The organism is Nocardia sp. NBC_00403, from assembly GCF_036046055.1.
GTDB lineage: Bacteria > Actinomycetota > Actinomycetes > Mycobacteriales > Mycobacteriaceae > Nocardia.
In genome coordinates, this window is sequence record NZ_CP107939.1 from 485,863 (window position 1) to 509,711 (window position 23,849).

Here is a 23,849-nt window from a genome sequence, read left to right on the forward strand (position 1 = left end):
GCCGACAAACGAAAACCGAACGGCCGGAGTGAGATTCCACTCCGGCCGTCTCGAATCGAATCAGGATACGGTCTCGGGCTGCGCCTCAGCGGTAGTTCCCACCCGCACGGCCGGTTCGGGCGCTTTGCCGCGCAGCGGGACCTCCTCGACGAACCACGAGACGATGAATCCCAAGGCGCAGATAATGGTTGCGGCCAGGAATACGTAACCAGTGCCTGCAGCGAACGCCTCGAGGTAGCCGTAACCGTCGGCGGGCACATGCCCATGCAAAGCCCTGGTGAACAGCGAGCCGAAGGCGGCCACACCGAGGGAGCCGCCGAGTGTGCGGAACAGGGTGGTTGCGCCGGAAGCGGCGCCGATGTGCTTCATATCCACGCTGTTCTGGGCGATCGCGGTGGACAGCTGCATCGCGAAGCCGAGTCCGGCACCGATCAATGCCATCGCGAAACCTGTTGCCAGGCGCCCTGTCCCGGCGTCCACAATGGTCAGCAGCGCGGTCCCCGCGGTGAGAAATCCGCCACCGAGGATGAAGTAGATCTTGTATTTACCGGTGGCGCTCATCCGCTTGCCGACGATCTGGGAAACGATCAGCAGCGGAATCATCATCGGCAGCAACAACAGTCCGGAATTCGCGGCGGAAGCGCCTTGGACTGTCTGCTGGAACAGCGGCAGATAGAGGATCGCTCCGAACATCACCACACCGCCGACCAGTGCCGTCAGCGCGGAGACGACAAGATTGCGGCTGCGGAAGATCTCCAATGGAATCACCGGGTCGACGGCTTTCCGTTCGATGGCGAGAAAAGCACTCACCGCCGCGACGGCCAGTGCGATCAGTCCCAGGATCGGCACCGAGAGCCAGGAGTACTCGACGCCACCCCACGTCGCGACCAGCACCAGGGCGGCGATAGCGGTCGCGAGGGCGACGATGCCCGCGTAGTCGATGGTGACCTTCTTGCGAGCGACAGGAAGGTCCAGCATCCAGAACGACCAGGCGAAGGCCAACAGGCCGAGTGGAATGTTGATGTAGAACGCCCATCGCCAATCGAGGCCGTCGGTGATCACGCCACCGAGCAGTGGTCCGCCGATGGTCCCGATCGCCATCGTCGTCGCGGTCATGCCCTGGTATTTGCCGCGCTCGCGCGGCGGCACCAGCGCGCCGATGAGCGCGAATGCGCTGACGGCGATACCGCCCGCACCGAGGCCCTGTAGCGCACGGAACCCGATCAGCGCGGGCATCGACCAGGCCGCGCCGGCGAGCACCGACCCGACGATGAACACCCCGATGGCCGTCAGGAACACCGGCTTGCGGCTGAACAGGTCGCCGAGCTTCGCCCACACGGGTGTCGATATCGCCGACAGCAGCGCATAGGCGGTCACCACCCAGGCGACCTGGCTCAGGCCGCCGAGCTCACCGACGATCGTCGGCATCGCGGTGCCGACGATCGCGTTGTCGAGCATTGCCAACAGCATCGCGAGCATCACCCCGGCCACGACCAGCCGGATCGACCGCTGCGGTGCGGTCTGCGTCTCGATCTTTGTTGCGGACATGGCCGCTCACCTCCTCGATTTTCGAACACCGCCAGAAAAGCATATCGACTATAAAAGTACAACTGATACGACTTTGAAGTCGATAGCTAATCGGAGTAGAGTCGTCGACATGACCGCGACGACAGGGCGCCGCGAGCGCAAGAAGGCCCAGACCCGGCAGACGCTTGCGGACGCCGCGACGCGACTGTTCCTGGAACGCGGCTACGACAACGTCGGCGTCCGCGACGTCGCCGAAGCGGCGGACGTCTCACTCAGCACGCTGTTCAAGCACTTCCCCAGCAAAGAGGCGCTGGTCTTCGATCTGGACGAGGAACTGGAGGCCGCCATGGTTGCCGCGGTCCGCGACCGAGCACCGGGCCAGTCGGTGCTGCACGCCATTCGCGACTACTTGGTGCTCAACCGCACCAGATCCGGTACCGACCCAGACATCGCGGCGTTCCACGATTTGGTGAACTCGACACCCGCCCTGCGCGAGTACGCGCACCGAATGTGGCTACGGCACGAGACCGTGCTTGCCGCCGCGATCGCCGAGGCGACCGGCGCACCCGAAGACGACCTCGCCGCCGCCGGGCTGGCCCATTTCGCCTTGGAGAGCACCCAAATCGCCGGTGACCGCGAGGACCCGCCGCGCGCCCTGCGCGAGCTCTTCGACCTGCTCGAACATGGCTGGGGCCGCACCCACTGACTGCCGGTCACCCGAAAACCACTCGGCACCAACCACACTGCCAGTACCGCGACGACGATGGCTGCCGATACGGAAGACCTCGTCGTGAGTGCCAGGTCGAACGCGTGCCGTGCGGCGAGCATCAGCCACCGCTCGGATCCGATCGTGGCGGCCTCTTCTGCAGGAAACCCGCAGACATCGCGCTCCTTCGCTCGCCCGAACGAACCTCAGCCAACATCTGCCGCACATAAGCAAACAGCAAGCTACCGAGCCGGGCGCGACCTTGTCGAACTTCGGCTTGCTTCTTAATCTAGCTGTGCTAGATTCTCTATCACAGCTAGAACAAGAGAACGGAAGTCGCCATGCTCACCACGGTCATCCAGCTCCTCGCCATCGTCGCGGTCCTCGCCAACGCGGTCGTCTATGGCACCGACACCCTCGCAGCGCTGGTCATGCGGTCGGTCCACGCCGAACTGGATGACCGCACCATGACCATCACCGCGGGATGGGGTCACTACTACGCCGACAAGCGGATGCCGATGGTCGGTATCAGCGGCGTGGTGACCGCGGTGGCGACCACGCTTATCGCGGCCATCGGCGGACACTTCGCGGCCGCCATCGCAGCCGGTATCGCCGTACTGGCCCTCGTGTCGTGGCTCGGCGTCTATGTGCGGGTCGCCAAGCCGATCAATGCCGTGCAAACCACCGCCGCGCAGACCGGGATCATCCCACCGAATGCCCGTGCACTGCAGGAGAAGTGGGACAGCGTCGTCAACGGTCGCGTCGCCCTTCAGTTCGCCGCCATCGCCGCCCTGTGCGCCGCCATCGCCCTTGCGTGACGGCATCTCGACCACAGCCGAGTGTGAGCCGTGCATCCGTTACGGATGTAGGGCTCATACTCGTTCGACGTGGTGGCGGCCAGCCCCACATGCCCCTCAGCGCAGCTGCCCTGCTCGACGAGGCGACAGACGGCAGAACAAATGCCACTGGTGCCGATCTCGAATTGCGCCCATGCGAGCCGGAAACCGACAGCAGCAACAGCTTCCGCACCGACGACGCTTCGGCCGATGACCCGCCAGCGCAGACTCGGCTCGACAACGCAACAGATGGCGCGGGCGATGCCGACGGTGACCGGTCTCGAATGTGGCGCAGGCAGGAAAACTCAGCACCGCAATGGCTTCCGCACCCTTGGCACAGGGAATGATCGATCAGGCCATCAGCGCAGGTTCTGCTCGATCAGGCGGTGGGCCGCGCGGTCGGCGCGGTCGATGTCGCCGGTGATCAGGCGGTCTTGGATGACGCCGCGCAGGCCGGAAATCAATAGCGTGGCAACGGCTTCCGGATCTTCGATCGACGCGATTCGACGGAGGGCGTCAGTAAGGGCCGCGACGAAGGTGGCGATCGCGGCGTTGGCGTAGGCGGCGTACGGGCTGTGCGGGGCGCAGGCCGTGCCGAGCACCTGCAACAGGACGCGCACGCTGGTCGCACCCGCGCCCGACAGGCTCGCGGTATAGAAATCGCTCAGTCGCTGCCGGAGTTCGGCGGCGTCGCCGACGTCCGCGAACAGTGCCGCGATGTCGGGGCGCTGGGTGGTGAGCGCCTGGACGAGCATCTCCTCTTTGGTGTCGAAGTAGTAGATCAGCATGCGGGAGCTGGTGCCGAGTTCGGCCGCGAGTGGGCGCAGCGACAGGTCCGCGAGGCCGTGATCGGCGATGTATTGCACCACGTCGGCGAGGAGTTCGGCGCGTTTTGCTTGGTCGAGTGGGCGGGCCATGAGTTGACTGTAGCGAGTGGTACAGGTATCCATGACCTCGTGACTGTAACAATCGCTTCAGAAACTCTCGGCGCTGCTCGCGACTCGGTCGTGGTCACCGCCTACGCCGCGACCACCTCGCTCGCCGACGACGCCGACATCACCTGGTCGGAGCTGCTGGCCTGCCACAGCGGCATCGGGATGCTCGAGGACGATTTCGTCACCGAATACGACCTGCCGGTGCGGATCGGCGGCAAGCTGAAGTCACAACCCGGCGAGCAGTTGACTCGGATCGAGCAGCGGCGGCTGTCCTATGTCGAACAGATGGCGCTGGTACTCGGCCGCCGAGTCTGGAGCAATGCAGGCGCGCCTGCGGTGGACCGGGAACGGCTGGCCGTCGCGATCGGCACCGGCCTCGGCGGCGGCGACGCGCTCATCAACGCGGTGGACGCCATGCGCGAGGGCGGCTACCGGAAGGTGTCGCCGATGTCGGTGCCGATGGTGATGCCCAATGGGCCCGCCGCCACTGTCGGACTCGAAATCGGTTCCCAGGCAGGCGTTTTCGCGCCGGTCTCGGCGTGCTCGTCGGGTTCCGAGGCAATCGCGCACGCCTGGCGGCTGATCCGCACCGGCGAGGCCGACATCGTCGTCGCGGGCGGCGTCGAGGGCCACATCCACGCGGTGCCGATCGCGAGCTTCGCCATGATGCGCGCGATGAGCACGCGCAACGACGAACCGCAGCGCGCGTCGCGGCCGTTCGACCGGGACCGCGACGGCTTCGTCTTCGGCGAGGCCGGGGCCCTGCTCGTGCTCGAATCCGAGCGCCATGCACGAGCGCGGGGCGCGCAGATCCACGGCAGGGTGCTCGGCGCGGGAATCACCTCGGACGCCTACCACATCGTCGCATCCGACCCCGGCGGCATCGGCGCGGCGCGAGCCATGCGCAAGGCGATAAGTACTGCGGGACTGCAGGTTTCGGATATCCAGCACGTCAATGCGCACGCCACGTCGACGTCCGTCGGTGACGCGTCCGAAGCCAACGCGATCGCGGCCGTCGTGCCCGATGCCTCGGTCTACGCGCCGAAATCCGCGCTCGGACACTCGATCGGCGCGGTCGGCGCCCTCGAATCGATCCTGACCATGCTGACCCTGCGCGACCAGATCGTCCCGCCCACACTGAATCTCGACAATCGCGGGCCGGATATCGACCTCGATATCGTCGCCGGCGCACCGCGCACCCAACGGATCGACTATGCGCTCAACAACTCGTTCGGTTTCGGTGGGCACAACGTCGCCCTCGCGTTCGGCCGGCCCTAGTACTCCAGCCTTGATCAACTTCTACGCGCCGGGAAGCGCCTGATCGGCTCGACCACGTTCCGGACGAGCTTGCCCCCTTGGCCGCCATCGCGAGCGCGGCCCGGAGCCGACAGGCTCGATCAGCCGATCGGTGGTGCGAGGTATTCCAGCGCATAGCCATCACCGGAGGGGGTTACGCGGGCGATGCCGGGTGAGTCGAGGTGGGCGCCGGCTACGAAGTGGTGTGGTTGGGTCAGTTGTTCGAGGAGGGCCGCTCGCGCGGCGCGGGCTTGGGACTGGTTGCCGTCGAACTCCCAGGACACGTTCGGCCGATCGAATTGGAGCGTGGGAACGTGAACGGTGTCGCCCCAAACGAGAAGGTGGCCGGTGCCGCTCCTGACGTCGTAGACGGTGTGACCGGGTGTGTGGCCCGGTGTCGGGATCGCGGTGGTCCAGTCGTTGATCGCGACCTTCTTCGACACGGGTACGACCCGGTCGCGGATCGGCTCGAGCCGCCCCGTGAACACCGAGGTGTCGCCCGCGCCGATCCACACGCGCTCGAGTTTGGTGAACGCCTCTGAACCGTCCGGCGCGATCAGGCCGCTCACGTGATCTTCGTGCCTGTGGGTGATGGCCACATCGGTGACATGCGCGCGGTCGATTCCCGCTTCGTCGAGCGCATCGTAGATCAATCCCATGGTGGGGTCGTGCCAGGCGTTGGACGCGCCGGTGTCGATGAGAACCGACCGCGTGCCGTCGGTGACGAAGAAAGCGTTGACCGACAGCCGCAAGTTGTCGCCGGCCAGCGGCACGGCGGCCGGCAGCTCATCGAGCGTGCACCCATCCTCGTCGCGGAGCCGTGTCGGCGGCATGTCGATGTACCCGTCTCGCAACGAGATCACCTGCAGATCGCCGAATTCGAACGTGGCATGGTGCTGGCCACTCGAGATCAAACGCATGGAACCTCCGTCGTGTTGGGCGCATATCGCGCGTCTCCGATAGAAGACTATATCTTCTTTAGGAGATAGTTACACTGTGGGCGGCGAGTTACCCATCGATCGAGGAGCACGGTGGTCGAGCAAGACGGAAACGCGGCCGAACCGCAGCACGGTGACGACCTGGCCGGCGCGTTCGGCGGTAACGTGCGGCGACGCCGCGAGGAGGCGGGCCTGACGCTGGAGCAGCTGTCCACACAGTCGGCGGTGAGCCGGGCGATGCTGTCCAAGGTCGAACGCGGTGAGAAGAGCCCGACGATCGGCGTCGCGTCCAGGATCGCCCACGCGCTCGACGCGTCGCTCTCGGACCTGATCGGTGGGGCAGCCGCTGCCGCGTCTGGTGTGGCCGTTGTCATGCGCAAGAACGATCGCCCCGTTTTCCGTGACCCAGAAACCGGCTTCGAACGGCACATGGTGTCAGCGGCCCCGGGCGCGGGAGGAGCCGAGATGGTCGTCCACTACCTCCCCGCACAGGTCTCTACCGGGCTACTGCCCGCGTATCCGCCGGGTACGGAGAAACAACTCGTGGTGCTCGAAGGCACCCTCACCGTCGCGATCGGCGGAATCAGCGAGACCCTGAACACAGGCGACTCTCTGTTCTTCCAGGCCGACGCGGACCACGGCTTCGCCAACCGAACGAACGCTGCCTGCGAATACATCATGGTCATCTCGCGCAGAACCTGATCGGCCGCAGCCATCGCCCAAGGAGCACGACAGAGAACGCAAGATCGTCCAAGGAGAAGCGACCCGGTTACGCCTATGGTGCAGCCATGTTGCTCGAAACAAGAACGCGGTCAGCTACGGAGCAGCCGGTTCGGCCGAGTCTGCTGTCGGGCGGTGGGCAGCTTTGCCCTGATCGCGGCAAGCGCGTTCATGCTCTGGTACGACATCACCGATGTCAGCGGCCCGACCAGCGAGTGCCGTTGCAGTACTGGCCCGATGCCGCCGGAGTACCGTTCCAAGGGAAATCGTTAACCGAACGAACAACTTTCCGACCGGCAACGCCGGCCCGATGGGACGGACAACGACGTGGCCGACGCCTTCTACCTGCCGGATCCAGCGGACCCGAATCGGTTCGTCTCGACCGAACTCACCCGCGGCCCCTGGTCGCCGGATGCCCAGCACGCCGGGCCGCCGTCCGCGCTGCTCGGCTACGCGATCGAACGCTGCGCACCGCGGGAGGGTTTCCAGGTCGGCAGGGTCGCAGTCGAGATTCTCGGTCCGGTTCCGCTGGCGCCGCTGACCGTCGAGGCGCGCGTCACGCGGCCCGGCCGCAGCGTCGAACTCATCGAGGCAACGCTCTCGACCGATCGCGGGCCGGTCATGAAGGCCAACGCCTGGCGCTTCACACTGGCCGACCCCGAACTGGACCTGCCCGCGCAGATCATCCCCTCCGGCGTCCGTCCGGGACCCGAGCAGGCGGTCTCGTCACCGTTTCCGGCCACCCAGCCGGTCGGTTTCCACACCGGTATCGAATACCGTTTCATCACAGGATCATTCGCTGAACCCGGCCCCGCGATCTGCTGGATCCGGCTGAAATATCCGATCGTGGCAGGCACCACCCCGAGCCCGCTGGAGCGCACCCTGGCCGCCGCCGACTCCGGTAACGGTGTGAGCTCGGTCCTGGACTGGTCGCGCTACCTGTTCATCAACACCGACCTCACCGTCACGCTCCACCGCATGCCCGTTGACGAATGGATCTGCCTCGACGCCGCCACTTACCCCCAACCACACGGCATCGGCCTGGCCGAATCCGCCCTCTTCGACGAGAAAGGCCCCCTCGGCCGCAGCACCCAAGCCCTCCTCCTCGCCTCGCGTGGATAGCGTCGAGTAGCGCATGACGGGTGCGCCTCCGGACGTTCGCGGCAGCGATGCGCAACTTGTCGGGCAGCAGCCGGTGCACCAGCCGGGTGAGCTGGACTGCCTCCGTGGACAATTCGACGTGGTACAGGTTCGGACTCGAGGTGGCGCGTACCCCTCGGTGCAGATCAGGTACAGCATGGCGGCCGGCCGCGCATCCCGGTCCGCGGCCAGGGGCGGGGCAAAGGGACGCCGTCATCCCTGATGGCCTGCTCGGCGCGGCCGATGCGCTCGGTCTACTTCATGACCACTCTTCGGGGTCGTCGGCGCCCCGGGGGCGCCGCCCATCGGGAACGTCACAGCCGCTGACCATCCTGCTACATCATCGCCGCAAGACTTTCGTTTTCGGTCATGACATGCTGTCCCACATGGTGATCGACGGGCTGGTTGCGGACGGATACGAAGCGGTGCGGGCGGCATTCGCCGCGAACTTCGCCGACCGGGGTGATGTGGGCGCCGCGGTATGCGTGTATCGGGACGGACGGCCGGTGGTCGACCTGTGGGGCGGATCTGCCGATCCCGAGACCGATCGCACCTGGGATCGGGATACCATCCAGCTGGTCTATTCGGCGACCAAAGGCGTCACCGCGACCGCCGCGCACCTGCTCGCGCAGCGTGGCCACCTCGACCTCGACGCGCCGGTGGCGCAGTACTGGCCGGAGTTCGCGGCCGCGGGCAAGGGCGAGATTCCGGTGCGCTGGTTGCTGAGCCACCAGGCCGGGCTCGCCGCGGTGGACAAGCCGGTACTGCTGGCGGACGCGCTGGCCTGGCAGCCGATGGTGGAAGCGCTTGCCGCACAGGCGCCGAACTGGGTTCCGGGCACCGCGCACGGGTATCACGGCCGCACCTTCGGCTGGCTGGTCGGCGAGGTGATCCGGCGGGTCAGTGGCCGCAGCGTCGGGCAGTTCGTGGCCGAGGAGATCGCCGGGCCGCTCGGGATCGACTTCTACATCGGGTTGCCCGAGGCCGAACGCCACCGGGTCAGCCGCTTGGTGTTCGCGCCCGCCGTCGATCTGGCAACCGTCCCGATGGATGCGATTCCGGCCGAACTGCACGATATGGTTGCGGCCCTTCGAGATCCGGAGTCACTGGCCACCCGTGCGTTCCAGGTCACCGACCCGGCCGACATCGACTTCAACTCCCCCGCCGTACATGCCGCGGAGATCCCGTCGAGCAATGGCATCGGTAGCGCACGCGGGCTGGCGCGGCTGTACGCCTCGCTCATCGGAGAGGTCGACGGCATCCGACTGCTCACCCCGGAAACGGTCGCCGACGCCACCCGGGTGCAGGCCGATGGCATCGACCGCGTGGTCATGCTGCCCGATCGCTACGGCACTGGCTACATGCTTCCCGCCGAGGGCTTTCCACTCGGCGGCGCCGCCTCCTTCGGCCATCCCGGTCGCGGCGGTTCGCTGGCCTATGCCGACCCGTCGCGTGGCATCGCGTTCGCGTACGTCACCAACTACATCATCGAAGGTGCGGTGGATCTGCGGGCCCGCAGCCTGGTCGAGGCGCTGGATCAGGCCCGCGCCTAATGGCGGGTGGAGATCTGCTGGACGGCCCAGCCGTTGCCGTCGGGGTCGGTGAAGAAGAGGAAACCGACGTTGTCCAGGGGATCGGGCATTTGGGTCGGGCTCTGGCCGAGGACTTGGATATCACTGACCTCGACGCCGCGTTCGAGCAACTCGGCGTGGGCTTTTCGGATGTCGGGGACAACCAGCTGTAAACCCTGCAGCGAGCCGGGTTCCATCTTGGGGACCGCGCCCTCGCCGATGACGATGGAGCAGCCGGAGCCCGGTGGGGTCAGCTGCACCAACCGGACGCCCTCGCCGATTTCGGTGTCGTGGTCGACCGCGAAACCCAGCTGCTTCGAGTAGAAGTCCTTGGCCCGGTCGATGTCCGACACCGGCACGATCACGACCTCGAGTGTCCAGTTCATAGCGAGTCCTTTCGCTGCTGCGGACAGGGATATTCCTAGCAGTGCAGACGCTCGGTCGGCGGCGAAATCATCGGTCGGGCCGTCGGTCACGGGCGCCGCTGCCAACGCCAGGCGAATTCACCGGCCTCCGGCGGCGGACCCGGCAGTTCACCCTCGACCGTCAGGCCCGCGATGAGCAGCGCGAGCACGCGACGCCGCAGCTCGGCGGTGCGTTTCTCGTCGGGCATCGAAATGGCGGCACAGGCTTCCAGGACGAGACCGAGATCCAGGCTGGTGACGTCGGGACGCAATCGCCCGGAGGCGTGGGCGCGGCGCACCAACTCCTCGGCCACCTCACCCGCGTGCACGACGTCGGGCAACATCGATTCGTCCGGCGTGAAGGTGCCTGCCAGATGCACCGTCAGCGAGTGCACGTCGGCATCGACCACCCGCTCCAGGAATCCGACGAAGCCGTGCCAGCCGTCGGATTCCTCCAGCGCGGCATCGGCTTCCACGTTGTAGCGGCGCAGGCCCTGGTGGCACAGGGTGCGCAAGAGGTCTTCCTTGCTCGGATAGCGGCGATAGAGCGCGCTGATCCCGACTCCGGCACGTTCGGCGACGGCGGCGATCGGGGCGTTGGGGTCGGCGAGGAAAACCGCCCGCGCGGCCTCCATGATCAGCCCGTCGTTGCGGGCGGCCTGCGCCTTGCGGCCGGGCAGGGCCTTCGGAGCTGGGGTCTCGAATGTTTTCGGCATGATTTCAGCGTAACACTTGAAACGGAATGATCCGTTCTGTTATGGTTCAAACAGAACAAAGCATTCCGTTTCAGAAGGAGAACGCCATGAACGCCATCCATCCCTTCACCATCGACATCCCGCAGTCCCAGCTCGACGACCTGGCCAACCGGCTGCAGCGGACCATCTGGCCGAACGAGCTCAGCGGCGTCGCCGACTCCTACGGCGTTCCGAACGAGCGGGTGCGCGCCCTCGCCGAATACTGGCTCGACCGTTTCGACTGGCGGGCGCTGGAGGCCAGGCTGAACTCCTACCCGCAGTTCGTCACCGAGATCGACGGCGAGGACATCCACTTCCTGCACATCAAGTCCTCCCGGGCCGACGCACTCCCGGTGATCCTCAGCCACGGCTGGCCGGGCTCGATCCTGGAATACCTCGACGTCATCGCCCCGCTCACCGAGCCGGAGTCCGCCGATGCCCCGGCCTTCCACCTGGTCATCCCCTCGCTGCCGGGATTCGGATTCTCCGGTCCCACCCGCAGCACCGGCTGGGGTCGCGACCGCACCGCCAAGGCATGGGTGGAGCTGATGAGCAGGCTCGGCTACCAGCGCTACGGCGCGATCGGCAACGACGGCGGCTCGATGATCTCGCCCGAGATCGGCCGCATCGATCCGGAGCGCGTCGTCGGTGTCCATGTCACGCAGCTCTTTTCGTTCCCGTCCGGCGACCCGGCGGAATTCGAGGGCCTGTCCGAGGACGACATGGCCGCGCTGGCGCAGCTGCAGTGGTTCCACGACAACAAGATGTCCTTCAACACCCTGCACAGCCAGCAGCCGCAGACCCTGGCCTTCGCGCTGAGCGATTCGCCGGTGGGCCTGCTCGGCTGGAATGCGCAGCTGTTCGGTGAGAGCCTCGACGACGACTTCGTGATCGGCAATGTGGCCATCTACTGGCTGACCGGCACCGCGGGCTCGTCGATTCGCTTCTACTACGAGGATGCGCACGTCGCGCAGCAGCCGGCCGCGCCGACCGAGACGCCGACCGGGCTCGCGATGTTCAAGGGTGACTTCCAGTCGATCCGCCGCTTCGCCGAGCGCGATCACCGCAATATCGTCAGCTGGAACTCCTATGACGTCGGATCCGTGCAGGGCGGCGCCAACGACGCGGCCGGGCACTATGCCGCACACGAGGCGCCCGAAGTGTTGGTCGCCGATATCCGCAGCTTCTTCGCCCAGCTCAGCTGAGCATTCTTCGCCACTCGACGGCCCGTGCCCGGCGTTCCGGAGCACGGGCCGTGGTGCGTTCCCCAGGCCCGAGACACTCTCTTATGTCAGCGAGACGCGCGGCCATGGTTCACCGGACTCGACGCTGATGTACTGGATTCACCAACAGCTCAACAGCTTTCGAGAACAAGGAGAACATCGTGAAAATCGCAGTCTTCGGAGCCACAAGCACCGTCGGTCGCCAGGTCGTCGAGCAGGCGCTCGCCCAGGGTCACGAGGTGACGGCCTTCACCCGCAACGCGGCCGGAGTCGGGCAGCGGCACGAGCGCCTGCACATTATCGAGGGCGACGTGCTCGACACCACGTCGGTGGAGCGGGCCGTCGTGGGCCAGGACGCCGTGCTTATCTCGCTCGGTGCCGGCCGCAAGGGCGTCATCCGGGCCGAAGGCACGCGCGCGGTCATCGAGGTGATGAACCGGACCGGGGTGAAGCGGCTGATCGCGCAGACCACCCTCGGCGTCGGCGACAGCCGCGGCAACCTGAACTTCCTGTGGAAGTACGTCATGTTCGGCATGCTGCTGCGTCAGGCGTACGCCGACCACGTGCAGCAGGAGGCGTACGTCCGCGCCAGCGATCTGGACTGGACCATCGTGCGCCCGAGCGCCTTCACCGACGGCCCGCGCACCGGCAGCTACCGCCGCGGATTCCCCGCCGACGAGACCGGACTCGCGCTGAAGATCGCCCGCGCCGATATTGCGGACTTCATGCTCGAGCAGCTGACCGACACGTCCTACCTCCAGCAGACTCCCGGCATCTCGAACTGAGGCAGGAGCCATGCCGCGCCGTTGGACCGGCGCATGTCACCGGCCCGCCCGACCGCGCCCCACACTCCGACCCGGGGTGTGTGGGGCGCGGTTGTGGAATACCTCGGCGTCACAATTGCTTGAAATGAGGGTGACCGATCACGAAATCTTCGAGCTCGGCGACTTCGCCTTTGCCGGTGGAGCCGTGCCCGACGCCCGGCTGGCGTACCGGACCTACGGCGAGCTCGCGGACGACAAGTCGAACGCCATTCTCTTCCCGACCTGGTTCGCGGGGACCCACAGCCACAACGAGTGGTTGATCGGCCCGGGCAAAGCGCTGGATACCACCCGCTACTTCGTGATCGTGCCGAATCTGTTCGGCAACGGGCTTTCCAGCTCGCCGAGCAACACGCCGGCACCCTACGACCGCGCGCGGTTCCCGAACGTCACCATTCTCGACAATGTCACCGCCCAACACCGCTTGATCACCGAGCATTTCGGCATCACCCGACTGGCCCTCGTCACCGGCGCCTCGATGGGCGCGGCGCAGGCGTATCAGTGGGCGGTCAGGTACCCGGACATGGTGGAACGCCTGGCGCCGATCACCGGCTCGTCACACACCAGCCCGCACAACAAAGTCTTCCTCGACGGCCTGCGATACGCCCTGACCGCCGATGCGGCCTTCGCCGACGGCGACTACCTGGAACCACCGCGCCTGGGCCTGCGCGCATTCGCCCGCGTGCTCGCGGGTTGGGCGCTGTCGCAGGCGTTCTATTGGGAGCGAGTGTACGAGAAAGTCGGCTTCGCTACCCTCGACGAATTCCTCACCAACCTATGGGAGCCGATCTTCGCGACGGCGGACGCCAACGATCTACTCGCCCAGATCTGGACCTGGAAGCACGCCGACATCGGCCTGACACCGGGTTTCGACGGCGACACCGCGGCGGCATTGGCCGCCATCACGGCGAAGACCGTAGCCCTGCCCGCCCTGAAGGACCTCTACTTCCCTCCGGAGGACGAGGCGTGGGCCGTCGGTCATATGCGGGACGCGAAACTGATTGTGGTACCCGGCATCTGGGGACACCTCACCGGCGGCGGGAGCGACCCGGAGGGAGCGGTGTTCATCGATAACGCACTGCGGGAGCTACTCGCGCGCTGAACGCCATCACACGGTCGACATTCGGCCACGACTCGAACCCGACGTGTCACCCAGGTGACGCCGACGATGCACCACCAAGTTTCGAACCCAGCGCGGCAAGACCCGTCGGAATGTGTCGCGCTCCAGCCCGAGTTCCATGTGCAGGGAACTGCGGTCGCGCCGGGCTTACGATTCACCACCCGCGCCGATCAGCCACATCACCCGACGAAAAGATCGAAAACGTGGCCGTCGATACGGCTCCGGACCGTTCGCTACTTCCTTCCACTTCACGCCGGAAGGCAACCGCCTCCGACCACCACCGGACGAGATCTCCTGAACCAGTGGCGCTTTGGCCCGGCCGGGCCACGGACCTGCTCGCACACCGCCGCGATCTGGCGCCAGCTCACGCATGTTCGCGCAGTTCACCCCAAGCAGGGAACGGATCGGGGTATTCGGCCCATTCCAGCGGTCCCGCAGCAAGTTCGGCGGCGGTGAGCAATGCGGTGTCCAACATTTCGCGTACCCGGTCGCGGTCGAGCTTTACGCCGATGAAGACGATCTCCTGTCCGGGCGGCACCTCCAGCGAAGTCCACCGGGCGGCCGGTTCGAATACCAGGTTCGGGCCCGCCTGCGACCAGACCGCTGCCAACCCTGCTCGGCTGGCGATCCAGCAGAAACCCTTGCTGCGCAACAGTCCTCGCATCTGATCGAGTGCATCGGAGAGGCGGGCCGGATGGAAAGGGCGGTCGGCGGTGTAGGTCAGGCTGCGGATGCCGTATTCCTCGGTCTCCGGGATGTGTCCGCCCGCGAGTTCGTCCTCCCAGCCCGCAGCCTCAGCGGCGACGACCGGGTTGTAGCGTCCGGTGCCGAGCACCTCGGCCAAGTCCACGATGCCCTGCTGTGTGCGCAGCACTTCGGCGCGCGGATTCAGCCTGCGCACAGTGGCTTCCACCGCCCCGGCGACGGCGTCGCTCACCAGATCGGTCTTGTTGACGAGCAGGACGTCGGCGAATTCCACCTGATCCACCAGCAAGTCGGCGATAGTGCGCGCGTCCCCTTCCGCCGCTTGCAGATTGCGTTCGGCAAGCGCCTGCCCGCGGGCCACCTCGGTGAGGAAGGTCGATGCGTCGACCACCGTCACCATGGTGTCCAGCCGCGCGATATCGCCGAGCTTGAAACCGTCCTCGAATTCCCAGTCGAAGGTGGCGGCCACCGGCATGGGCTCGGAGATGCCGGTGGATTCGATGACCAGCTGATCGAACCGGCCGTCCCGTGCCAGGCGGCCGACCGCTTCGATCAGGTCCTCGCGCAGCGTGCAGCAGATGCAGCCATTGGTGAGCTCGACCAGCTTCTCCTCGGTCCGGTCCAGGTGACCTTGGCCCGCGACGAGCGCGGCGTCGATATTCACCTCGCTCATGTCGTTGACGATGACCGCGACGCGGCGGCCGTCCCGGTTGGCCAAGATGTGGTTGAGCAGCGTGGTCTTGCCCGCGCCGAGGAAGCCGGACAGCACGGTGACGGGCAGCAGGTCGGTGGTCGATGAAGTGGTCACCCATTAATGATAATGGTTTTCATTTGCGTTGAGGATTCGGGGCGGCTTCCCGGCGTGGCAGGTCGTAGGGTCTTGGGTGTGAAATTGCTGCCTCTTCCCGCCGAGGGACAGACTCCGGTCCGCGCACTCACCATCGCGGGCACCGACTCGGGCGGGGGTGCCGGAATCCAGGCCGACTCGCGCACCATGGCGCTGTGCGGGGTGCACGCGTGCGTCGCGGTGGCGGCAGTGACGGTGCAGAACTCGTTGGGTGTCAGCGGCTTTCACGAGATTCCGCCGCAGATCGTGGCCGATCAGGTGCGCACGGTGGTCGGCGATATCGGGATCGGCGCGGCCAAGACCGGGATGCTGGCCTCGACCGCCATCATCGAGGCCGTCGCAGGGGTCTGTCACGAGGTCGGCATCGGACGCGACGGGACGATTCCGCTGGTGGTCGACCCCGTCGCGGCGTCTATGCACGGCGATCCGCTGCTGCACGAGGAGGCGCTGGACGCGGTGCGGCACACGCTGATTCCGCTCGCGACCGTGGTGACACCGAACCTCGACGAGGTCAGGCTGATCACCGGCATCGACGTCACCGACGATCCGAGCGCCCGCCGCGCCGCCGAGGCGCTGCACACACTCGGCGCACAGTGGGCGATCGTCAAGGGCGGGCACCTGCGCTCGTCCGAATTCAGCACCGATCTGCTGTTCGACGGCGAGCAGTTCCTGGAATTCACCGCGCCGCGCATCAGCACCGGCAATGACCACGGCGGCGGCGACACCCTGGCCGCCGCGATTGCCTGCGCCCTCGCCAACGGCTATTCGGTCCCCGACGCGGTGGCCTTCGCCAAGGAGTGGACCTACCGCTGCCTCGCCGCGTCCTACAACCTCGGCGCCGGGCATGGGCCGGTGTCGCCGCTGTGGCGATTGAGCCACCTGTAGGCCGCGCTCAGAGCGACTGAGTCGCGCTCAGAGCGACACCGAACGAACAACACGGAAGCCGACGTCGTCGGGCCGAAAGCTCGGATGACTGCGACGGCGTACCGAGGCGCGGCAGCTCCAGTGCTCGTCGAACCACCCGCCGCCACGCAGCACCCGGTAGGCGCCGTACACCTCGGCGTCGTAGACGTCCCAGCACCAGTCCCACACATTGCCGAGCATGTCGTACAGACCGAACGCATTGGGGCGCTTGCCGCCGACCTCGTGCATTCGACCATCGGAATTGCCGCGGTACCAAGCGATCTCATCGAGTTCGCCATAGCGCGGACCGGTCGTCCCCGCGCGGCACGCATGCTCCCACTCGGCTTCCGTCGGCAACCGGTACCCGTCAGCGGAAGCGATCCACTCGATACTGCCGCCATCGCCATCGCCATCGGCACTGGCTTGGGCACGGCTATCGGCACCAGCTTTGGCTCGGTCCTTGGGACCGCCGTCGGCTCTGGCATTTGCATCGCCATCGTCGCTGGCGTTGGTATCGACATGGGCACCGGCGTTCGCATCGCCATCGGCACCGGCGTTCGCATCGCCATCGGCACCGGCGTTCGCATCGCCATCGGCACCGGCGTTCGCATCGCCATCGGCACCGGCGTTCGCACCAGCACCGGCACCGGCACCGGCACCGATGCGATATGCCGGTGACAACCCCTCGCTTCGGGACAGCGCGTTGCAGAATCGGACCGCGTCCCACCACGAGACGGTCTCGACCGGCATTCGGTCGCCGTGCGCGGCGCTCGGGCGTTGACCAGTGACGTGCGCGTACTCCGATTGGGTGACCGGAAACCGCGAGATCGAATACGGCTCCACCTCGACCGACCAGCTGCGCTGCGTCCGCCGATCCGACAGCGTCACCCGCCCGGCGGGGATGGCAACCATCCCATTTTCCGTATTCACACCCACGGGGAGTTGATCCTATCGTCGCGGGTCGGCGAGCACCGTCGGCCGCAATCCCATGATGTCAGGTCTCGGCCGGATTCCACGGACCGCCCGGAGGGCCGGGCTCGTGTCAGCGTGATGGCAGCGACGGTGGGCACTGTGCGGCCGCCGGCTCCGACTGCCGTTTCTTGTCGGTGGGCCGGTTCATACTGTGAACGTCGCAAACACAGTTGGCCTCAATGGCGCGGCACAACAGGAACAACGTGGTTCGCGTGGATGCGGCAGCCGGCCGTCATAGCGCGCTCGCGGCCGGCGCTACCGGTGGTTCACTACGGCTTATACACTCGAAAATGCTTGGTGCAACGGTCGATCGGCGTCGATGAGGATCCCGTTGAGACGGGCGTTCGCCTCGGCGAGGGCCGAGATTATCTCGGCCAGGTAGGCGACGAACTTCTCGATCGGCATCGCGTTGGCCTGTAGGCGGTTCGCGCCCAGCCACCAGTCGGTGGCCGAGGCGACGGCGCCGAAGATCGAGTAGTTGACCAGCTCCACGCTGGCCACCTCGACGGACTTGTCCGCCAGCATTCCGGCGAACAGCTCGGCGGCGCGCTTGGCCGATTGGCGGGCGGACTGCAAGGCGCGCTCGGATTCGTCGGCATGTTGAGTGAAGTGGCTGTGCAGCATGAAGCGGAAGACGTTCGGATGCTCGGTCACCACGAGCACGTATTCGGCTGCGCCGCGGCGAACCAATTCGCGGGCCGAATCGTGGGTCGGGTCGATGCTGGAAATAATTCGTTCCCACAGCATGTCGCGCACCCGGTCGACGATGGCGTTGTAGAGATCGGTTTTGTCCTCGAAATGCCGGTACAGCTTGGGTTTCGCCGCACCCGCCTCCTTGGCGATGTCACCCATGCTGACTTCGGGGCCGAACTTGTCCAGCGCGCGGAATGCCGCGTCCACGAACTCGTCACGCACCTTCTTGCGATGCTCGCGCCACCGTTCGGTGCGAGCATCGACGCGCTTGGGCGGCGCTTCATCAGTGTCCCGGCCGCGTTGCGTCACGAAATCGACCGTACCAACCACCTACTCCACCTCGGACAACTCGGTAGGAACACGGAAGGGCGGCGTGCTCTTGCCCATGATCCGGAAGCGGCGCCACGGGTCGGGATCGCCGACGAAACCTCTCGCGCGCTGCGCTCGGTACGGATGGTCACCCTGGTCCGTGCTTCGTCGCCGAGGGCGGAGGGAAGTTCGTCGCTAGGCCGAATGCGGCCGAACCAGCGGAAGATTCCGTCGATCGGCTCGCGGTAGCCGCGCAGCTCGACCAGGACCGGGATTTCCGTGTCGTGCACGACGATCGTTGCGGGCCCGATGTAGTCCGATCCGGTATGTGGGCTGCCGGCGAAACCGCTGCTCATCTCGACTCCTTCCGGATCCCGCCGTAGCGGTGAAAACCGAACGCACACCCCCGCGTTGACATCGGATGAGACGTGCGACACACTCGTAAATGTACACGGAACTGTCGGTATTGGGTACCTCAGGTATTAGATATTACGATTCCGCAGATCAGCGGAGAGAGCTGGGGACAATGACGTCCGGCCACGATTACAGCTTCCGACCTGCCACTACTGCGTCCGGTGCTGCCGTGCACCGACGCCGCCGCACCGGCGATCGGCAGAACACCGCACGGCGATTGCTGCTCGCCGCAACGGCGGAGAGCGCCTACGACCCGGATCTCGACATCGACTGGGACGCGGCGCCAGACCCCGCCAAGGTGGGGATGCTCGACGGCACCGTGACACGGCTGCTCTACAAGCCCTCGCGCACCGTGCCGCAGGACATCCTCGACGAGCTCGACAGCAAAGCGGCGTGAGCATGGCGCCCGTGCACACCAGAGTGCTGATCATCGGCAGCGGCTTTTCCGGCCTCGGCATGGCCATCGCGCTGGACAAGGCCGGGATCGGCGACTACCTCATTGTGGAGAAGGCCGGCGAGATCGGCGGAACCTGGCGCGACAACACCTATCCCGGATGCGCCTGTGATGTGCCGACCCACCTGTACTCCTACTCGTTCGAACCGCGCACGGACTGGCAGCGGCTGTTCTCTCAGCAGCAGGAGATCTTCGACTATTTGAAGGAGGTCACCGACAAGTACGGTCTGCGCAAGCACATTCGGTTCCACCAGCACATGAATCGCAGCTATTGGGACGACACCGAGCAGCGGTGGCACGCGTTCAGCGTCGACGGCCAGGAGTACGTCGCACAGTTCATCGTCTCCGCGATCGGTGCGCTGCATGTGCCGAGCATTCCGAAGATCGCCGGCAGCGCGGAATTCGCCGGCGCGGCTTTCCATTCCGCGCAGTGGAACCACGATGTCCCATTGGCGGGCAAGCGGGTCGCGGTGATCGGAACCGGTGCGAGCGCCATCCAATTCGTGCCCGAGATCGTCGGCCAGGTGGCCGCGCTGACGGTGTATCAGCGCACCGCGCCGTGGGTGCTGCCGCGGTCGGATGTGGTCTTCTCCGAAGGGTTCCGGCGGGCACTGCGCCGGGTGCCCGGACTGCGTTTCGCGGTGCGCAACGGGATCTACTGGACCGCCGAGGTCGGCGCTTATGCGATGAACCGGCGGCCCGATCTACTGCGGGCCGTGGAGTGGGTCGGCAAGCGGCTCATCAACCGTCAGATCGCCGATCCGGTGCTGCGCGCCCGCGTGACGCCGGACTACCGGGCCGGTTGCAAGCGCCTGCTCGGCTCCGACACCTACTATCCCGCGCTGGCCGATCCCAAGACGGAGCTGGTGACCGAGCGCATCGACCACCTGACCGCAGCGGGCCTCGTCACCGCCGATGGCGTCGAGCGCCCGGCCGATGTGATCATCTACGGCACCGGATTCCACGTCATCGATTCGTTCTCGAGCCTCTCGATCACCGGACGCGGTGGCGTCGACCTGGCGCGGCGGTGGACCGAGGAAGGCGTGCAGGCCCATCGCGGTATCACGGTGGCCGATATGCCCAATGCCTTCTTCCTGCTCGGCCCCAATACCGGGCTCGGCCACAACTCGATCATCTTCATGATCGAGTCACAGATCCACTATGTGCTGCAGGCGATGCGGCAGTTGCGCGAGCAGGGCGCAGTGGCGCTGGCGCCGCGCCGCTCGGCGCAGGACCGGTTCAACGCGCGGCTACAGCAACGGTTGGCCCGCTCGGTGTGGAACACCGGTGGCTGCAAGAGCTGGTATCTGGACGAGCACGGCAACAACCGGACGCTGTGGTCGGGCTTCACCTGGGAGTACTGGCGGCAGACCCGGCGAATCGACCCCGCGGAATACGAATTCTTCGGTCCGAGCTCGAGTCCCATCGTTCGCCCGACCATTGTGCTGGAAGACCTTCCCGCACAGTCGTTCCCCACTTCGATCACGTCATAGCGCGAGGACAGGTCATGAAGAGCTTCGATAATAAAGTTGCTGTCATCACCGGTGCGGGCTCCGGGATCGGTCGCGCGCTCGCGCTGGAGCTTGCGCGGCGGGGCGCGCGGCTCGCGCTGTCGGATATCGATACCGGCGCGGTGGCCGATACCGCGGGTCGTTGCGAAAAGCTGGGCGCGACAGCCATTCCCTATGAACTCGATGTCGCGCATCGGGCGGCGGTGTACGCCCATGCCGACGATGTGCGCGGCGAGTTCGGCGGCGTGAATCTGGTGATCAACAATGCCGGTGTTGCGTTGGGCGCCAAAGTCGAGGACATGGAGTGGTCGGACTTCGATTGGTTGATGAACATCAATTTCTGGGGCGTCGCGCACGGCACCAAGGCTTTCCTGCCGGATGTCATCGCCTCGGGAGACGGACATATCGTCAATATGTCGTCGGTGTTCGGCCTCATCGGCGTGCCGACCCAAAGCGCCTATAACGCCGCGAAATTCGCGGTGCGCGGCTTCACCGAGGCATTGCGGCAGGAGATGCGGATCGCCGGGCACCCGGTCGGCGTGACCTGCGTGCACCCCGGCGGGGTCAAGACGAATATCGCGGTGAACGCGCGCGGCATTCCCGATGGCATCGACATCGACGTGGTGCGGCGCGGCTTCGAATCCATCACCATGACCAGGCCGAACTCGGCGGCCAAGATCATTCTGCGCGGCGTACAGCGAAACAAGGCCAGGGTGCTGATCGGCGCAGACGCACGCGGCTTCGATCTGATTCCCCGGATTCTCGGCCCGAGCTACGAGGACCTCGGCGTGCCGCTCTACCGGCTGGGCCGCCGTGCCGCAGGGCGTTTCGGCATCCAACTGTAGGCGGGGCGATGGCGAATTCGCACGTGCGCACCCTGGAAATCGTCGAAGTGATCAAGGAGACCGACGCCGAATTACCATGGCCGCGAACGTCCACACTGTTGGACACTCTGCCGGCCAACGGCTACGACGCCCCCTATTCCCGCCGTGCCGGCGAATGCAGCGCCTGCGCCTGCACGGTGCGCGCGGGCGAGGTCAGCATGCTGCGCAACGAAACTCTCGTCGACGCCGACCTCGCCCTCGGCCTCACCCTCGCTTGCCAGTCGGTGCCGCTGACCGACCACGTCGAGATCGACTTCGACTAACCGGCCGAGGACGATCCCGCGGTCAGCGCTTCTTGGGCAGGAAGGTGGCCTCGGTGCTCGCATCACCGGCCGACTTGGCCTTCTTCTCCGCTCGCTTTTCCTTGAGAGACTTGCCGGACTTCTTCGTCATGCCACTGCGCGGAGATTTATCGGACATCGTGGTCCTTCGATTGGAGACCTGAACGGTCCCGATCCCCCGACCGTACGCTACGGCGGAGGGCTCGGAGCCCGGCTTTCCGCTGGAGAGCGGATTTTCAGCCCAGCTGTTCGGTGAGGAAGTCCTCCCAAGTGCGCTTGCCGATTCGCGCGTTGTCGAGATTGAGATTGACGCCCGCACGGTAAGCCTTGCCCGCCTTGCCCGGCACCCGGATCGGCAGGAACGGGCGGCGCTTGCCGACGGCCGTCAAGTAGCTGCGGATCAGCTCCGGCAGCGTGTATACCGTGGGGCCGGCCAAATCCGTCACCAGACCGGCCGGGGCGCCGTTCGCCAGCTCGACCAGGCGGGCCGCCACCTCACGCGAATCGACCGGCTGCCACCGGATCGCGTGGGGAGCCGGGACGATCGGCATCTTCGCCATCGCCTGCACCGTCTTCAGCGCCAGGTCGTGGAACTGGGCGGCCCGCAGGATCGTGTACGGCTGGCCGGACTCGATGATGGCGCGCTCCGCGCCGAGCTTGGCCTTGAAGTACCCGAGCGGGATGGTGTCCGCGCCGATGACCGAGATGTGTACGAAGTGCTGCACGCCCGCGGCCGCGGCGGCCTGCACCAGGTTCTGCGTGGCGATGTCATCGCCCTTGGGGCCGCCCGCAAGGTGCACGATGGTGTCGACACCGGCTACCGCCGCATCGATGCCTTCGCCTTTCAGGAGGTCACCGGTCACGTATTCGATGCCCTCGGTGGCCTCGCGGGTGCTGCGGCTCAGCAGCCGAATCCGGTAGCCGGCCTCCCGCAGCAGCGGCGTGACGTGGCCGCCGAGGGTGCCGGTGCCGCCGGTGAGCAGGATGGTCGAGGTCATTGGTCTCTCGGCGGACCGGGAGTCATCCCAATCGCTTCGTTGGCGGTTCTGCCTAGATGACTGCGCAGGCGGCCGGAGTGTGACAGCGGGTCCATAGAGTGCCCCGTCACCATCGCCATGATTTGCCGAAACAGCAAAGAAAGTGGCCCGGGAAAGCACCGCGCGGCCATCATTCGATGACGGTGGACAACCACACGCCTGCGACCCCGACAGGAGCACAACCCATGACCGAGACCTCTGAATCGAACGCCACCCAGGAGTTCTGGGAGGAGTTCTATCGAGACCGCGACCAGGTCTGGTCCGGGAATCCCAACCCGCTGCTGGTGCGTGAAGTTGCCGACCTGACACCGGGAACTGCGCTCGACCTCGGCTGCGGCGAAGGCGGCGACGCCATCTGGCTGGCCGGACACGGATGGCGGGTCACCGCGGTCGATGTGTCCGCGACCGCCTTGCGGCGCGCCGCAGGGCATGCACAGGATGCAGGCGTCGGGGACCGGATCGTCTGGGCCGAACACGATCTGGCGCAGTCGTTTCCGGATGGGTCGTTCGATCTGGTGACCGCGCAGTTCTTCCATTCGCCGGTCGCGCAGGCCGATGAGCGGACCGACGTGCTGCGGCGGGCCGCGGCGGCGGTGTCGCCCGGTGGGGTGTTGCTGATCGCCGGTCACGCCGGGTGGCCGTCGTTCGTGCACGAGCACGACGCGCCCTTCGACGTGCACTTCCCGACGATCCCGGAGGTCATCGACGGACTCGGCCTCGACACGACGGCCTGGCAGGTCGAGACGACCGACGAAGTCCAGCGCGAGGTGACCGGGCCGGACGGTCAGAGCGGGCACCGGGCCGACACTGTCGTGCGCATTCGACGCCTCCGGTAGGACCCGGGTACCCAGCAACCTCACAGCTGGGG

Annotated in this window: 25 protein-coding genes and 2 pseudogenes; 15 read left to right on the forward strand and 12 right to left on the reverse strand. The window is 66.3% G+C overall.

All coding sequences use genetic code 11. From position 1 onward, the window contains the following. Positions 1-60 precede the first annotated feature (60 nt). On the reverse strand, positions 61-1,548 hold the full coding sequence (locus OHQ90_RS02035; RefSeq protein ID WP_328406854.1) for an MDR family MFS transporter: 1,488 nt from the start codon (positions 1,546-1,548) through the stop codon (positions 61-63). A 109-nt stretch (positions 1,549-1,657) separates the two neighbouring features. Between OHQ90_RS02035 and OHQ90_RS02040 the strand changes: the two genes are divergently transcribed. Both OHQ90_RS02040 and OHQ90_RS02045 read left to right on the forward strand, forming a co-directional pair. After that, on the forward strand, positions 1,658-2,233 hold the full coding sequence (locus tag OHQ90_RS02040) for a TetR/AcrR family transcriptional regulator (protein WP_328406855.1): 576 nt from the start codon (positions 1,658-1,660) through the stop codon (positions 2,231-2,233). A gap of 341 nt (positions 2,234-2,574) precedes the next feature. After that, on the forward strand, positions 2,575-3,051 hold the full coding sequence (locus OHQ90_RS02045) for a DUF1772 domain-containing protein (protein ID WP_328406856.1): 477 nt from the start codon (positions 2,575-2,577) through the stop codon (positions 3,049-3,051). Positions 3,052-3,428: 377 nt separating this feature from the next. On the opposite strand, the gene OHQ90_RS02050 is transcribed toward OHQ90_RS02045, so the two are convergent. After that, positions 3,429-3,986 (reverse strand): TetR/AcrR family transcriptional regulator, encoded by a 558-nt coding sequence (locus OHQ90_RS02050; protein ID WP_328406857.1) that lies wholly within the window; start codon positions 3,984-3,986, stop codon positions 3,429-3,431. 39 nt (positions 3,987-4,025) lie between these two features. Between OHQ90_RS02050 and OHQ90_RS02055 the strand changes: the two genes are divergently transcribed. Then, a complete protein-coding gene (locus OHQ90_RS02055) occupies positions 4,026-5,282 on the forward strand; it encodes a KasA/KasB family beta-ketoacyl-ACP synthase (RefSeq protein ID WP_328406859.1) in 1,257 nt (418 codons plus the stop codon). Between the two features lie 119 nt (positions 5,283-5,401). Here the strand turns inward: OHQ90_RS02055 and OHQ90_RS02060 are convergent, their stop codons facing one another. Continuing rightward, a complete protein-coding gene (locus OHQ90_RS02060) occupies positions 5,402-6,220 on the reverse strand; it encodes an MBL fold metallo-hydrolase (RefSeq protein WP_328406860.1) in 819 nt (272 codons plus the stop codon). 111 nt (positions 6,221-6,331) lie between these two features. On the opposite strand from OHQ90_RS02060, the gene OHQ90_RS02065 reads away from it, so the two are divergent. Continuing rightward, entirely contained in the window at positions 6,332-6,940 is a 609-nt protein-coding gene (locus tag OHQ90_RS02065) for a helix-turn-helix domain-containing protein (RefSeq protein ID WP_328406861.1), read from the forward strand. A 110-nt stretch (positions 6,941-7,050) separates the two neighbouring features. Here OHQ90_RS02065 and OHQ90_RS02070 read toward each other — a convergent pair whose 3' ends face one another. After that, a complete protein-coding gene (locus OHQ90_RS02070; RefSeq protein ID WP_328406862.1) occupies positions 7,051-7,218 on the reverse strand; it encodes a hypothetical protein in 168 nt (55 codons plus the stop codon). 67 nt (positions 7,219-7,285) lie between these two features. On the opposite strand from OHQ90_RS02070, the gene OHQ90_RS02075 reads away from it, so the two are divergent. Both OHQ90_RS02075 and OHQ90_RS02080 read left to right on the forward strand, forming a co-directional pair. Then, positions 7,286-8,080 carry a thioesterase family protein gene (locus OHQ90_RS02075; RefSeq protein ID WP_328406863.1) on the forward strand — a complete coding sequence of 265 codons (795 nt, stop codon included), beginning with the start codon at positions 7,286-7,288 and terminating at the stop codon, positions 8,078-8,080. A 392-nt stretch (positions 8,081-8,472) separates the two neighbouring features. After that, the gene (locus OHQ90_RS02080; protein ID WP_328406864.1) at positions 8,473-9,651 is read left to right on the forward strand and encodes a serine hydrolase domain-containing protein; all 1,179 of its coding nucleotides are present in this window, start codon (positions 8,473-8,475) and stop codon (positions 9,649-9,651) included. Here the strand turns inward: OHQ90_RS02080 and OHQ90_RS02085 are convergent. Next, on the reverse strand, positions 9,648-10,055 hold the full coding sequence (locus OHQ90_RS02085; protein WP_328406865.1) for a VOC family protein: 408 nt from the start codon (positions 10,053-10,055) through the stop codon (positions 9,648-9,650). The genes OHQ90_RS02080 and OHQ90_RS02085 overlap by 4 nt on opposite strands. 86 nt (positions 10,056-10,141) lie before the next feature. Next, complete coding sequence (locus tag OHQ90_RS02090) at positions 10,142-10,789, reverse strand: TetR/AcrR family transcriptional regulator (RefSeq protein WP_328406866.1); 648 nt, start codon at positions 10,787-10,789, stop codon at positions 10,142-10,144. Positions 10,790-10,875: 86 nt separating this feature from the next. On the opposite strand from OHQ90_RS02090, the gene OHQ90_RS02095 reads away from it, so the two are divergent. The 3 genes from OHQ90_RS02095 (at position 10,876) to OHQ90_RS02105 (ending at position 13,953) form a co-directional block, all read left to right on the forward strand. Further along, positions 10,876-12,012, forward strand: a complete 1,137-nt coding sequence (locus OHQ90_RS02095; protein WP_328406867.1) for an epoxide hydrolase family protein — start codon at positions 10,876-10,878, stop codon at positions 12,010-12,012. Between the two features lie 179 nt (positions 12,013-12,191). After that, the gene (locus tag OHQ90_RS02100) at positions 12,192-12,815 is read left to right on the forward strand and encodes an NAD(P)-dependent oxidoreductase (protein WP_328406868.1); all 624 of its coding nucleotides are present in this window, start codon (positions 12,192-12,194) and stop codon (positions 12,813-12,815) included. Positions 12,816-12,939: 124 nt separating this feature from the next. After that, positions 12,940-13,953, forward strand: a complete 1,014-nt coding sequence (locus OHQ90_RS02105; protein WP_328406869.1) for an alpha/beta fold hydrolase — start codon at positions 12,940-12,942, stop codon at positions 13,951-13,953. 382 nt (positions 13,954-14,335) lie between these two features. Here OHQ90_RS02105 and OHQ90_RS02110 read toward each other — a convergent pair whose 3' ends face one another. Further along, complete coding sequence (locus tag OHQ90_RS02110) at positions 14,336-15,484, reverse strand: GTP-binding protein (RefSeq protein WP_328406871.1); 1,149 nt, start codon at positions 15,482-15,484, stop codon at positions 14,336-14,338. Between the two features lie 78 nt (positions 15,485-15,562). Here OHQ90_RS02110 and thiD point away from each other — a divergent pair, with 78 nt between their 5' ends. Next, entirely contained in the window at positions 15,563-16,408 is an 846-nt protein-coding gene (thiD, locus tag OHQ90_RS02115; protein WP_328406872.1) for a bifunctional hydroxymethylpyrimidine kinase/phosphomethylpyrimidine kinase, read from the forward strand. A 27-nt stretch (positions 16,409-16,435) separates the two neighbouring features. On the opposite strand, the gene OHQ90_RS02120 is transcribed toward thiD, so the two are convergent. From OHQ90_RS02120 to OHQ90_RS02130, 3 genes and pseudogenes are all read right to left on the reverse strand, one after another. Then, entirely contained in the window at positions 16,436-17,338 is a 903-nt protein-coding gene (locus OHQ90_RS02120) for a formylglycine-generating enzyme family protein (RefSeq protein ID WP_328406873.1), read from the reverse strand. Positions 17,339-17,674: 336 nt separating this feature from the next. Then, positions 17,675-18,400: a TetR/AcrR family transcriptional regulator gene (locus OHQ90_RS02125; protein WP_328406874.1), complete on the reverse strand. Its 726-nt coding sequence runs from the start codon at positions 18,398-18,400 to the stop codon at positions 17,675-17,677. Positions 18,401-18,421: 21 nt separating this feature from the next. Beyond that, positions 18,422-18,756, reverse strand: a pseudogene (locus OHQ90_RS02130) (DUF4873 domain-containing protein). Positions 18,757-18,926: 170 nt separating this feature from the next. Between OHQ90_RS02130 and OHQ90_RS02135 the strand changes: the two are divergent. The 4 genes and pseudogenes from OHQ90_RS02135 to OHQ90_RS02150 all read left to right on the forward strand — a co-directional run. Further along, positions 18,927-19,211 (forward strand): hypothetical protein, encoded by a 285-nt coding sequence (locus tag OHQ90_RS02135; RefSeq protein WP_328413467.1) that lies wholly within the window; start codon positions 18,927-18,929, stop codon positions 19,209-19,211. Positions 19,212-19,213: 2 nt separating this feature from the next. After that, positions 19,214-20,761, forward strand: coding sequence for a flavin-containing monooxygenase (locus tag OHQ90_RS02140; RefSeq protein ID WP_328412474.1), 1,548 nt, complete (start codon positions 19,214-19,216; stop codon positions 20,759-20,761). 14 nt (positions 20,762-20,775) lie between these two features. After that, entirely contained in the window at positions 20,776-21,624 is an 849-nt protein-coding gene (locus OHQ90_RS02145) for an SDR family NAD(P)-dependent oxidoreductase (protein ID WP_328406875.1), read from the forward strand. 74 nt (positions 21,625-21,698) lie between these two features. Further along, positions 21,699-21,926 (forward strand): annotated as a pseudogene (locus OHQ90_RS02150) (2Fe-2S iron-sulfur cluster-binding protein); the annotation flags it as partial. Positions 21,927-21,948: 22 nt separating this feature from the next. Here the strand turns inward: OHQ90_RS02150 and OHQ90_RS02155 are convergent. Together OHQ90_RS02155 and OHQ90_RS02160 are read right to left on the reverse strand one after the other, a co-directional pair. Next, the gene (locus OHQ90_RS02155) at positions 21,949-22,083 is read right to left on the reverse strand and encodes a hypothetical protein (protein WP_328406876.1); all 135 of its coding nucleotides are present in this window, start codon (positions 22,081-22,083) and stop codon (positions 21,949-21,951) included. A gap of 97 nt (positions 22,084-22,180) precedes the next feature. Next, positions 22,181-22,942: an SDR family oxidoreductase gene (locus OHQ90_RS02160; protein ID WP_328406877.1), complete on the reverse strand. Its 762-nt coding sequence runs from the start codon at positions 22,940-22,942 to the stop codon at positions 22,181-22,183. A 224-nt stretch (positions 22,943-23,166) separates the two neighbouring features. Between OHQ90_RS02160 and OHQ90_RS02165 the strand changes: the two genes are divergently transcribed. Continuing rightward, positions 23,167-23,817, forward strand: coding sequence for an SAM-dependent methyltransferase (locus tag OHQ90_RS02165; protein WP_328406878.1), 651 nt, complete (start codon positions 23,167-23,169; stop codon positions 23,815-23,817). Positions 23,818-23,849: the final 32 nt, after the last annotated feature.

What these genes read in the sequence shown, in the direction of transcription:
- OHQ90_RS02035 (WP_328406854.1), bottom strand. Translation starts at nt 1,548, where the DNA reads ATGTCCGCAACAAAGATCGAGACGCAGACCGCACCGCAGCGGTCGATC.
- OHQ90_RS02040 (WP_328406855.1), top strand. Translation starts at nt 1,658, where the DNA reads ATGACCGCGACGACAGGGCGCCGCGAGCGCAAGAAGGCCCAGACCCGG.
- OHQ90_RS02045 (WP_328406856.1), top strand. Translation starts at nt 2,575, where the DNA reads ATGCTCACCACGGTCATCCAGCTCCTCGCCATCGTCGCGGTCCTCGCC.
- OHQ90_RS02050 (WP_328406857.1), bottom strand. Translation starts at nt 3,986, where the DNA reads ATGGCCCGCCCACTCGACCAAGCAAAACGCGCCGAACTCCTCGCCGAC.
- OHQ90_RS02060 (WP_328406860.1), bottom strand. Translation starts at nt 6,220, where the DNA reads ATGCGTTTGATCTCGAGTGGCCAGCACCATGCCACGTTCGAATTCGGC.
- OHQ90_RS02080 (WP_328406864.1), top strand. Translation starts at nt 8,473, where the DNA reads ATGCTGTCCCACATGGTGATCGACGGGCTGGTTGCGGACGGATACGAA.
- OHQ90_RS02085 (WP_328406865.1), bottom strand. Translation starts at nt 10,055, where the DNA reads ATGAACTGGACACTCGAGGTCGTGATCGTGCCGGTGTCGGACATCGAC.
- OHQ90_RS02090 (WP_328406866.1), bottom strand. Translation starts at nt 10,789, where the DNA reads ATGCCGAAAACATTCGAGACCCCAGCTCCGAAGGCCCTGCCCGGCCGC.
- OHQ90_RS02095 (WP_328406867.1), top strand. Translation starts at nt 10,876, where the DNA reads ATGAACGCCATCCATCCCTTCACCATCGACATCCCGCAGTCCCAGCTC.
- OHQ90_RS02105 (WP_328406869.1), top strand. Translation starts at nt 12,940, where the DNA reads ATGAGGGTGACCGATCACGAAATCTTCGAGCTCGGCGACTTCGCCTTT.
- OHQ90_RS02120 (WP_328406873.1), bottom strand. Translation starts at nt 17,338, where the DNA reads ATGGTTGCCATCCCCGCCGGGCGGGTGACGCTGTCGGATCGGCGGACG.
- OHQ90_RS02135 (WP_328413467.1), top strand. Translation starts at nt 18,927, where the DNA reads ATGACGTCCGGCCACGATTACAGCTTCCGACCTGCCACTACTGCGTCC.
- OHQ90_RS02140 (WP_328412474.1), top strand. Translation starts at nt 19,214, where the DNA reads ATGGCGCCCGTGCACACCAGAGTGCTGATCATCGGCAGCGGCTTTTCC.
- OHQ90_RS02145 (WP_328406875.1), top strand. Translation starts at nt 20,776, where the DNA reads ATGAAGAGCTTCGATAATAAAGTTGCTGTCATCACCGGTGCGGGCTCC.
- OHQ90_RS02155 (WP_328406876.1), bottom strand. Translation starts at nt 22,083, where the DNA reads ATGTCCGATAAATCTCCGCGCAGTGGCATGACGAAGAAGTCCGGCAAG.
- OHQ90_RS02160 (WP_328406877.1), bottom strand. Translation starts at nt 22,942, where the DNA reads ATGACCTCGACCATCCTGCTCACCGGCGGCACCGGCACCCTCGGCGGC.
- OHQ90_RS02165 (WP_328406878.1), top strand. Translation starts at nt 23,167, where the DNA reads ATGACCGAGACCTCTGAATCGAACGCCACCCAGGAGTTCTGGGAGGAG.